This is a genomic window from Anoxybacillus sp. ST70, from assembly GCF_019553625.1.
GTDB lineage: Bacteria > Bacillota > Bacilli > Bacillales > Anoxybacillaceae > Anoxybacillus > Anoxybacillus gonensis.
Genome location: NZ_JAHZOF010000006.1, coordinates 73,780 through 84,412 on the forward strand (window position 1 = coordinate 73,780; position 10,633 = coordinate 84,412).

A 10,633-nucleotide genomic window follows, 5' to 3' on the forward strand; every position below is an offset into this window, starting at 1 on the left:
TACTCACCCCTAATGGTCACGCGCATGGCGTATCGTTTGTTCAAGAATGTGCAACACATGTTCATCGTCATACGAATAATATAACGTCGTTCCTTCCCTGCGATATTTCACAAGGCGTAAATTTTTTAAAAAATGGAGCTGATGAGATACGGTCGATTGTAGAAGCGACAGTCGATTTGCGATCTCTGTTACTGAACATTCACCCGATGAAAGTAAATGTAAAATGCGAATACGTGTCGGATCACTTAACGCTTTAAACGTTTGTGATACGATGAAAAGCGTTTCCTCATCTAACGGCTCATATAATTCTTCCATATAGATCCCCTTTCTTTCAATATATGAATATATGTTCATATAAGTTAATGAGATTGTATAATTTTCCGAAAAAAAAGTCAACATTCATTTATGAACGTTGACTAAGTAACGCATATAAATCATGTAACGTAGCAATTTGCAATCGTTGCAAGTCTTCAAAAACCTTCTTCCAAATTTCAAATAAACTCATGACATCTCCTTTCGCTGTATGACGATCAACAGGGGATAAATGGTAAAACGATAATGCATCATCAAGTGTTGGAAATGAATGATGATATACACATTCCATTATTCTCCTCATTTCGATCGCGGTTTGTTGCAAAACTATACGATAGTTACGCGATAAAAATTCATTTAAAAATGCAACGTCGTGCTGAATATGATAACCGATTAAAATACTGCCCTTCAAAAAAGAAAGAATATGATGAATCTCCTCTTCAAGCGAAGGCGCACATGCCACATCGTCATTTGTTATGCCCGTCAGTGCGACAATGTGCTCTGGAATCGGACGCTTTGGACGAAAGTGAGAACAATACAAGTCAAACGCTTCACCTTTTTTTGTTTTTAAAGCCGCAAGTGAAAAAATTTCATCTCCTCTTTGAGGCGAAAAACCTGTCGTCTCTGTATCTAATAAAATAAACGTCACGTCAGAAAGTGGTGTGTCGAGCGAATACGTATGTTTCTTTGCTTCTTTCATCATTTTTCGAATCCAGGCCTCTTGTTGAAAAGCTGGACCGACCGCTGTGGCTTGATCATAACGAAGCCCAAGCGATAATACGCGGTTAATCCATTGAAACGGTCGCTCCATCAATTACACCCACTTTCTTGCATCACGTTGCATTTTTTTCGCTACTGTCATCGCGTTTTTTAATCGTCTTTTCTCTTCCTTCGATAAATGTCGTATTGCTAAATGGCTTCCTTCTAACGAACATCGTAAGCGAAAATACAAAAACGTCTGAAGCGCTTTTTCAATACGTTCAAATTGTTGTTGCGAGCAGCCATGTTCATCATGCCAGCACATTAACCGCTCAAATGTTGAATAAGCATGAACAAATTGTTTTTGAACAGCAACCCATTTCAACACATGATTGAGCTGAACATATCCTCCTTGTTTTATATCAAGCATGCCGCTTTTCTCCCCCCAACGTTCGACGTACACCCGTCCAAAAGGCCCAATCGGCACAAAAGGAATACGAACGCTATCAATCATGCGACTGCGCAAAGAAACAGTCGCCGCAATCTTTTTATATAATGTCGTTTTCAGCTGATTAGCAAGTGCATATTCTCCATAAATTGGACGCATATCAGCTAACATAGATAAATAGCGAATATCATCTATATGTTCGTTTGTTACATATTTTTCAATTTGTTCATGCCATTCTCCAACTTCTTTCAACCATCTTTCGTTTGTTGCCATCACATAACCAGGACAATACGGATAACCAATTTCGTTCAAAAAAAGAACGCCGATACGTGCATACTCACGCATATATATATAACAATCGTCTTTTTCGCTATGCAAACATGAAAAAATCACTCCGTTATCTTGATCAGTCCAAACGGTCGGTTCCTTTCGCCCACTGCTCCCCATCACAAACCAACAAAAAGAAGAAGGTTTTTTGCCGATTCCTTGCCGATCAACTTCTCGTTCAGCTAACAGCAACGCTTGTTTCATGAGCGCATCGTGGCACATACAAAGCGCATCGTATACATCAAATATGCTATAAAAAGAAAATGAAAGAGAAGAGAGGAGAAAAGCAACTTCATCATGAAGTTGCTTTAGTTGTGTCGTATCGCTACATTGTTCCGTCCGAGCGACAATGGTGTCCAAAGCATTCATACGATCACCATTTTCATAACGAACGAGATGAAACAGCGGTTGGTGGCTGTTGATAATTTGGGTCTAAATGCTCTGGATACCCATATGAACCATGCTCACTAATATCAAGGCCAGAAATTTCTTGATCAGGTGTCACACGTAAGCCGATCGTCTTTTTCAAAACATATAAGATCATAAACGAAACAATAGCCACATACACCGCTGCACCTAAAACACCAATCGTTTGAACAAGAAGCTGATCCACTCCTCCGCCATAAAATAACCCCGGTTTCCCAATCCCTGTTTTTTCCACAAGGCGTGACGAAGCGAAAAAGCCAGTTGAAATCGTCCCAACAATGCCGGCTATGCCATGAACAGAAAATGCATAAATCGGATCGTCAATACCTTTTCGTTCAAAATATACAGACGTCCAAAATGTAAATGATCCAGCAACAGCCCCAATGACCGCCGCCGCCCACGGCTCAACGAATGCACATGCTGCTGTAATCGCAACGAGTGCGGCTAATACACCGTTGACCATCGCAGGAATATCCGCTTTCCCAACAAGCCATTTTGCTGTCAAAATAGAAGCGATCGCTCCGGCTGCTGCTGCAATATTTGTTGTTAAAGCTACATAACCAAAAAATCCATCTGCTGTCCCCATTGTACTCCCTGCATTAAATCCAAACCAACCAACCCATAAGACGAAGCCACCGATAACGGTATATACTTGGTTATGCCCTGGAATGTAGTTCGGCGTCCCATCTTTGTTGAATTTTCCAATTCGTGGTCCTAGTAACAGCGTTGCGACTAATGCGGCAATGGCTCCTTGTAAATGAACAACTGTTGAACCCGCAAAGTCTTGCATTCCCATTTCTCCGAGCCAGCCACCTCCCCATACCCAATGACCGATCACAGGGTAAATAGCGACGGTAAAAATCGTCCCGAAAATAAAGTAAACAGATAATTTCGCTCGTTCAGCGAATCCTCCCCACGCAATCGCTAAAGATACACCAACAAAAGCAAGTTGGAATAAAAATTTTAACTCAAGCGGTACATTCGCCCATGAAAGTGAGGAGAACGTTTCTGTTCCTTCTTTTAAAAACCATCCTTCTGTTCCAATGAACCCATTTCCTTTTCCAAATGTAATGGCGAAACCTGCCGCCCAAAATGCAAGTGAGGCAATCGCAAAACTTAATATTTGTTTTCCGGCGACATGGCCAGCATTTTTCATTCGTGTCGAACCCGCTTCTAACAAAGCAAATCCGACTTGCATTCCAATGACTAAAATGGCACCTAACATGACCCAAAGTGAATCAAGCGCCAAACTCAACTGTACTTCATTCATTCTCATCTCTCCTTTATGTCATTTTTTATAACATTTATGGTTATAATATATTACACAAAGAGATAGAAATGCAACATTTTTTTGAAAATTTTTTATTTATACGTTACTTTTTATAACATAGAAAAAAGAGTGCCTCGTTGGAGACACTCTTTATAACTAAATAAGAAACATCGCAACCACTGTCGTTACAGTTAATCCGACAATAACTGGCACAACATTTCGTCTTGCTAATTCAAATGGGCTGACACCACAAATGGCAGCTGCCGGAATGAGCGCCCAAGGCACTAATGTTCCTCCCCCAACCCAAATTGCTGCGATTTGACCAAGTGCTGTCAATGTCGCAATCCCCGTTCCAATTGCTGCTGCAAACAATTTTGCAATGGAGCCGACAAGGGAAATACCTGAAAATCCCGAGCCATCCAAGCCGGTAATGGCCCCTACCCCAGCTAATGTCACAGCTCCAACTTCTTTACTTAATGGAACGATATTCGATAAAGCAACACCTAAGTCATTCACAATGCCATGGGACGGTTTCGGTAAAAAATCACCGATAATCGTTTGAAATCCTGAATCTCCTAAATAAAAGAATGCTGCAATTGGGATGACCGGACCGAACACTTTAAACCCAAATTGAAATCCTTGAATGAACAAGTCTGTAATTTGTTCTAAACTTTTCTTTTTATATGCGACGACTGATAAGAGAGATAAAATGAAAATAGCTGTTCCACCAATTAACGCAGTTGCATCTCCGCCTTGCAATTGAAAATAATACATCGCTACAACGTCTAGGCCAAATAAAATCGGAATAAGAAATGCAAACGTAACTTTCATTCGTTTTGTTAATAAATGAGACTGTACTTCATTTTCAGCGATAGCAACCGCTTCACCTTGTTGAATGTTCCCTCTTTTCATATCGCGACGCAACAAGAAAAACGCGGTTGTCACTGTGACTATTCCCATCACAAAGACGAGCGGAATGCTTGCGGAAATGACTTCAGAAACAGGAATACCTGCCGCATCTGCTGTTAATTTCGGTGCCCCTTGAATAATAAAATCACCTGATAGCGCAATGCCATGTCCGAATAAATTCATCGCCATCGCTACCCCTAACGCAGGTAATCCTACACGAACAGCGACCGGTAACAACACCGCTCCAAGCAACGCTACAGCAGGTGATGGCCAGAAAAACCACGAGATAACCATCATTAATATCCCGATCGTCCAATAAGCTAACGTTGGGGTGCGAATCAATTTCGCAAACGGCGCAATCATCACTTCATTCATTCCTGTGATCGTCAGAAGCTTACTCATTGATACGATAATAGATATGACAAGAATGGTCGGAAGAAGTTCGGTGATTGCGTAAATGAAACTTTTAAAAATCGTGCTAATAGAAAGCGGCAAAGAGCCTGTCGCTGTCATCGCTAACAAAAAGATGCCAATCATACAAGCTAACGATGTATCTTTACGCCAAATCATTAACGCGATAATGATACAAATAAACGAGACGTAAATCCAATGTAACGCTGTTAACTCCACACCCATCGTTCTCTTCCCCTTTTCATAAACTGTAATACAGCATATGAAAAAGAGGGGGATGTGTGCGAACGCCTAACCACTTTTACGTCCAATCAAAAAATAAATCTGTTCAACAAGATGCGGTTTATCTATGAACGGATTGCGGTTTCCTTGAATACGAAAAATAGCCGCGTTACGATGTTTTTCATACATTGTAACAGGAAACTGTTTATGCCATTGAATAAGCAGTGAAACATTGATTTGATCAATAAACGATTGTTTGATCGCTCGCGGATAACGAACGAGGAAATACAACATCGCTCGCGCCACCGCCCCTTTTCCGTGTTCAGGTTCAAAATATTCTCCGTATGCTACTCCACAGTCATTTTGGATCATTTCATCAGGAGACTCTGGTTCATAAAACGGGAAATCCGCATAAGGAAAATTTGAACGGATCGAATTACAACGTGGTTCACAAACGAATAAGTGATGCAAATCTCCTTTCATCGGCTCTTTCGCCCCAAACCAAGATTGTGGAACGACATGCTCTGCATTAAATTTGAATTGTCGATCGACCATTTTTATCTTTTGTTCAAGATCAAGTTCACCTTTTTTCGCTTTTTTCACAAGTTGAATGAATTGTTCATATCGCTTTCGAATCGTCTCATAGTCTTGTAAAATAACTGTGCGCGGATCTTTCTTTTTTCCTGAATAAATGCTTTTTACTGTTCCATCGGGCTGCAAATCCACCCATGTGTACAAATAGTAATCTTTGCTTAGAAAATAAGGGATGCGGCGTATATGTGTCCGCTTTATTAAATCGTGATATGCTTGAAATAAAAACGTTCCGTCCGTTTGATCATTCATATGTTCATAATATCGTTCAATAATGCGCGCCTCTTCTTTTTCGTTATAATATAAATCGTTTTGCTGATGAATTTTTTGTTGGTTTTCGATTAATTCTTGCAAAATCTCTTCTTGTTTTTCTGCCCAATGCTTCAACTGTTCCGCATGTTGAAGTACAACATCTTCCACCTTTCTTCTCCCCAATCATTTTTTTACTATAATGTATTCATATCCGGTCCATCATGACGCGGCCATGTCATCTTCTTTCGCTTCATACTATCCATTATAGTTAATATGTGAACAATAAAAAATAGAACTGAGCATATGTCATGCCCAGTTCCTTACACTTTTTCATCGCTCATGCTATATTCCAACAAATTGAATTTTCTATAAATCCGGATGTTCGTGCATTGCTTTTAAACGTCTCCATCTTCGTTCTACTTCTTGTTCGAAAGCAATGAGCAATTCCCGATTTTCTTCTTTTAATAGATGTTTCGCCTTGCCCATATATTTTAACCATTCTTGCAACGGAATACGCTTATTTTTTTCTTCTGGATCGTACGTAATCGTTGTTTTTCCGCGTTCTACTTCATATAGCGGGAAAAAGCATGAATCTACCGCTGCTTTCATGATTTTTTCCCCGTATCGTTCGTCAGATTTCCAGTTTAATGGACATGTAATCAATAGCTTACCGTATGCTGTTCCTTCATGTTGAGCATACCACTGGGCTTTTGCCGCTTTTTTAATTAAATCTTGCGGAAACGCTTCTGTTGCCGTAAACACATATGGAATATTTGTAGCCGCCATAATTTGCGGCGTATCTTTATGATGAAACGCTTTTCCTTTCTGTGTTTTTCCAACGCCTGTTGTACTTGTCATATGTCCAAGCGGTGTAGAATACGACATTTGCGATCCTGTATTCATATATCCTTCGTTATCGTATTCTAGCATAATGAGTTTATGGTTACGAAGTGCTGTGCCAATTGCTGATCCCATGCCAATATCCATGCCACCGTCGCCTGTCACCATAACAAACGTGATATCATCAGAAATTTGAATATCTCCACGGCGTTTCATCTCAAAAAACGCTTCTACCGCCCCAGATAATGTGGCTGGACCATTTTGGAATAAATTATGAATCATCGTTTGCTTATGCGAACTGTACGGATAAGCTGTTGTAACCACGTAAGCACAACCAGTTTGAAATAAAACGACAACATCCCCTTCAATTCCTTTAAAAAACAACTCGAGACCTGGGAAAATCCCACATCCTGGACATGCACCGTGACCTGGAGCTAACCGTTTCGGTTTTGACGTTAACGCTCGAAGCGGAGGAATTTTTACTTTTAATCTTTTCGTCTCTTCATCTTCAGTCACTTGAATGAGTCCGCTTTTAAATGCATCGCCATACATTGGCTCGATGGCTTGTTCCCATTTATGTTTTGGATCCCCTGGTACATGTCCAAAATAGTCAAATGGCTTTTCAGCGAAACCTTTTTCTAAAGTTTGTAAAGCGATATCAAAAAATGCTTTCGCATCATCAGGGTAAAAATCTTTTCCACCAAGCCCAAAAATGCGCGTTAAAACAATCGTTTGATTGTGTGGATCTTCCTTTAATGCGGATTTAATTTCATGTGTCATATTTCCTCCGTGCGCCCCGTATGAGTCGGCACGTTCACCGACAAGAAGCACTTTTACATGTTTACATGCTTGTCGGATGGATTCACTAGGAAACGGACGAATCATATTCGGGCTCATGACACCTGCTTTTATCCCTTTTGCTCGCAACTGATCGACAACATCTTTTGCTGTTTCTGCTGCTGAATTAATTAAAAATAACGCCACTTCTGCATCTTCCATTTTATACAAATCAACAAAAGGATATTCTCGTCCTGACAATTGCGCATATTCTCGCGCTACCTGTTGAAATACATTAGCTGCCCGATATAACGCTTCTGACTGTTGATAATGGTTATTAATTAAATCATCGCCATTCATATGTGCACCAATTGTCACTGGTTTTGTTGGATCGGATGCGTTCGGAAAATGAGTTGGTCGCTCCCCGATAAACGTTTGAACAACTTGACGATCTTTAAAATATTGAACTTTTCGTTTTTGGTGCGATGTGAAAAATCCGTCGTATGCCACAATAACTGGCAACCGTACATCTTCATGTTCAGCTATTTTTAAAGCCATAATATTCATATCGTATACCGCTTGTGGTGTACGCGCCGTTAAAATCACCCATCCTGTATTTAAAGCAAAATATAAGTCCGAATGGTCCCCGCGAATATCTAATGGCCCACTAATCGAACGCGTGACTAAATTCATGACCATCGGAAAACGTGTCCCCGATTGAACAGGCAACTGTTCAAGCATATACATGAGTCCATTTGCACTCGTTGCATTAAATACACGAGCGCCCATAACGGCTGCACCATAACAAATTCCTGCTGATCCGTGCTCCCCATCTGCAGGAATAAGTACAATTTGATGTTCACCGCGTGCTTTCATTTGATCTAATAGTTGAGCAATTTCTGTTGATGGGGTGATCGGAAAGTATCCCATAAGATGATAATTAATTTGTGCTGCTGCGAGAGCCGCCATCTCATTCCCAGACTCAAATGCGACTACTTGTTCCATATGTGTTTTCCTCCTTTCACACTCTCATTCGCTTTACCGTATGAGCCTCGGCAAAGCCAATTTGTTCACGATATGGCGTTAACGCACTCGTTGGACATGCTTCTACACATTTCAAACAACCTTTACAATATTGATAGTCAATTCCTTTTAAAAACATTTGTTTTCTTCCTTTACGATCTTCTCCTTCCTCCCACACGAAACAAAAATCTGGACAAACGGTGTCGCAGGCGGCACAATGAATGCAATCTTTTTCCTCCCATTTCGGCAAAAACCCTTGCCGAGAGCCGCTTAAGTCTTTCCATACGCTATTGCCGTTTGTTATAATGACTCCACCGATCGTTTGTGTCTCATAACCGAACAAAGGATACGGACGAGAAAACGGCTTTCCTGTTTCTAATGAAGCGTCTTCACTCTCATAAAAACGTACTTCTTCATATCCACGTTCAAATGTACGGATATTTGCCTCAACGAGGTGCGGATATTTTTTTTCAAACGTTTTACGAATAACTTGTTTCATTTTCTCAGGATCAAGAAAGTGACAAATGCGAAATAATGCCCCGAGCATAGCTGTATTCACTTTTGTTTTTTCCTCTACCGCAATTCCAAGCGCATCGACAATCGCGAGTGTTCCGTATGACAAGCGTAGATCGCGACGAATATGCTCAGCACTTCGCACAGAATTGACGAGCACCACACCGTCTGGCCGCAATCCGCTAACGACATCAACCATCTTATAAAGCGCTTCATGGAAAACCCCGATAACATGCGGTTGTTCAATCGGACTATGATCGCGAATATGTACATGCTCATCACAAAAGCGAATATAACTTTTCACAGGCGATCCTTTCTTCTCAGAACCGTATGTTGAAAAGTTTGCAGCATTTAATCCATGCCCGAGAGCTCCTACTTCCGCCAGCATTTTCCCCGCTAAATTCGCACCTAATCCCCCGATAGACTCTAGACGTATTTCAAAAAACCCTAATTCATTTGTTTTTGGTAAAATAGACATCGAATCCCCCCTCATTCGTCAATCGTTCTTTATTTTATAAAAAAATTCAAAAAAGGGATGTGACAAAAATCAAACATAAACACATTTTTTATTTATACAAGCAAAAAAATGAGTGAAATCATGTTATATAACAAGGAATTTTTATATATAACAGATTCATATAATCGAATGAAACACCCATATTGGAGGAGAAGAAAATGGGAAAACGATATGAAAATTTAGATGGGGTATACACAACAAAAACATTTGCTGATTTACGGCGTTGGTATGCGGAAAGAAGACAAAAAAAGAAAGATTGGTCATATACTTTGCCCCGTGAATATATTGACTCTTCTTTGCTACATACAAATAAAAAGCAAACGTTGCTCACATGGGTAGGGCATGCGACATTTATTATTCAAATAAATGGCTTAACCATCGTTACAGATCCAGTTTGGGCAAAACGATTAGGAACGATTCGCAGACTAATTGATCCGGCCATTCCGATTTATGATGTACCTCCTGTTGATGTCATATTAATTTCTCATAGCCACTATGACCATTTACATTTCTCAAGCATAAAACAGTTAAAGGGAAATCCTCTCATTCTCGTTCCAAGCGGGTTACGTTCATCCTTTCTGAAAAGAGGGGTTGAGCGTGTTGTGGAATGCTGTTGGTGGGACACAGTTGTCGAAAAAGATGTTTCGTTTACGTTCGTTCCTGCACAACACTGGTCAAAGCGGACACTATTTGATACGAATACATCCCATTGGGGCGGATGGGTCATTGAAGCAAAAGAAAAACCAACGTTTTATTTCGCTGGAGATAGTGGATACTTTCGCGGGTTTCGCGCAATCGGGGAACGTTTCCATATCGATTATGCGTTGTTGCCTATTGGAGCATATGAACCAGAATGGTTTATGGGGCCTCAACATGTGACACCAGAAGAAGCTGTACAAGCATTTGTCGATTGCCGTGCAAAAACATTTATTCCGATGCATTACGGTACATTTCCACTCGCTGACGATACACCAAAAGAAGCGCTAGATCGCCTATATGCCGAATGGAAGCGGCGCAACTTTCCAAGCGAGCAGCTATGTGTACCAAAACTTGGGGAAATCGTATATTGCGAAACCGCCACTTAATATGGCGGTTT

9 protein-coding genes are annotated in these 10,633 nt (G+C 40.6%); 1 reads left to right on the forward strand and 8 read right to left on the reverse strand.

The annotated features are described in order from the left end of the window. Nucleotides 1-9: 9 nt before the first annotated feature. The 8 genes from K1I43_RS09615 to K1I43_RS09650 form a co-directional block, all read right to left on the reverse strand. On the reverse strand, nt 10-315 hold the full coding sequence (locus tag K1I43_RS09615) for an ArsR/SmtB family transcription factor (protein WP_019417725.1): 306 nt from the start codon (nt 313-315) through the stop codon (nt 10-12). An 88-nt stretch (nt 316-403) separates the two neighbouring features. Then, complete coding sequence (locus K1I43_RS09620) at nt 404-1,123, reverse strand: exonuclease domain-containing protein (protein WP_019417726.1); 720 nt, start codon at nt 1,121-1,123, stop codon at nt 404-406. A 3-nt stretch (nt 1,124-1,126) separates the two neighbouring features. Then, the gene (locus tag K1I43_RS09625; protein ID WP_019417727.1) at nt 1,127-2,155 is read right to left on the reverse strand and encodes a DUF294 nucleotidyltransferase-like domain-containing protein; all 1,029 of its coding nucleotides are present in this window, start codon (nt 2,153-2,155) and stop codon (nt 1,127-1,129) included. A 13-nt stretch (nt 2,156-2,168) separates the two neighbouring features. After that, nucleotides 2,169-3,482 (reverse strand): ammonium transporter, encoded by a 1,314-nt coding sequence (locus K1I43_RS09630; RefSeq protein WP_026011686.1) that lies wholly within the window; start codon nt 3,480-3,482, stop codon nt 2,169-2,171. Nucleotides 3,483-3,638: 156 nt separating this feature from the next. Continuing rightward, nucleotides 3,639-5,027, reverse strand: coding sequence for a hypothetical protein (locus K1I43_RS09635; protein ID WP_009361329.1), 1,389 nt, complete (start codon nt 5,025-5,027; stop codon nt 3,639-3,641). A 66-nt stretch (nt 5,028-5,093) separates the two neighbouring features. After that, nucleotides 5,094-6,035, reverse strand: a complete 942-nt coding sequence (locus tag K1I43_RS09640; RefSeq protein ID WP_220382658.1) for an endonuclease I family protein — start codon at nt 6,033-6,035, stop codon at nt 5,094-5,096. A gap of 198 nt (nt 6,036-6,233) precedes the next feature. After that, nucleotides 6,234-8,489, reverse strand: coding sequence for a thiamine pyrophosphate-dependent enzyme (locus K1I43_RS09645; protein ID WP_019417730.1), 2,256 nt, complete (start codon nt 8,487-8,489; stop codon nt 6,234-6,236). A 16-nt stretch (nt 8,490-8,505) separates the two neighbouring features. Next, nucleotides 8,506-9,498: a 2-oxoacid:acceptor oxidoreductase family protein gene (locus K1I43_RS09650; protein ID WP_019417731.1), complete on the reverse strand. Its 993-nt coding sequence runs from the start codon at nt 9,496-9,498 to the stop codon at nt 8,506-8,508. 197 nt (nt 9,499-9,695) lie between these two features. Here K1I43_RS09650 and K1I43_RS09655 point away from each other — a divergent pair, with 197 nt between their 5' ends. Continuing rightward, a complete protein-coding gene (locus K1I43_RS09655; RefSeq protein ID WP_019417732.1) occupies nt 9,696-10,622 on the forward strand; it encodes an MBL fold metallo-hydrolase in 927 nt (308 codons plus the stop codon). The last annotated feature ends 11 nt before the right edge of the window (nt 10,623-10,633 follow it).

Excerpts from the sequence above, each read along its gene's own strand:
- K1I43_RS09615 (WP_019417725.1), bottom strand. The coding sequence starts at position 315 with ATGGAAGAATTATATGAGCCGTTAGATGAGGAAACGCTTTTCATCGTA.
- K1I43_RS09620 (WP_019417726.1), bottom strand. The coding sequence starts at position 1,123 with ATGGAGCGACCGTTTCAATGGATTAACCGCGTATTATCGCTTGGGCTT.
- K1I43_RS09625 (WP_019417727.1), bottom strand. The coding sequence starts at position 2,155 with ATGAATGCTTTGGACACCATTGTCGCTCGGACGGAACAATGTAGCGAT.
- K1I43_RS09630 (WP_026011686.1), bottom strand. The coding sequence starts at position 3,482 with ATGAATGAAGTACAGTTGAGTTTGGCGCTTGATTCACTTTGGGTCATG.
- K1I43_RS09635 (WP_009361329.1), bottom strand. The coding sequence starts at position 5,027 with ATGGGTGTGGAGTTAACAGCGTTACATTGGATTTACGTCTCGTTTATT.
- K1I43_RS09645 (WP_019417730.1), bottom strand. The coding sequence starts at position 8,489 with ATGGAACAAGTAGTCGCATTTGAGTCTGGGAATGAGATGGCGGCTCTC.
- K1I43_RS09650 (WP_019417731.1), bottom strand. The coding sequence starts at position 9,498 with ATGTCTATTTTACCAAAAACAAATGAATTAGGGTTTTTTGAAATACGT.
- K1I43_RS09655 (WP_019417732.1), top strand. The coding sequence starts at position 9,696 with ATGGGAAAACGATATGAAAATTTAGATGGGGTATACACAACAAAAACA.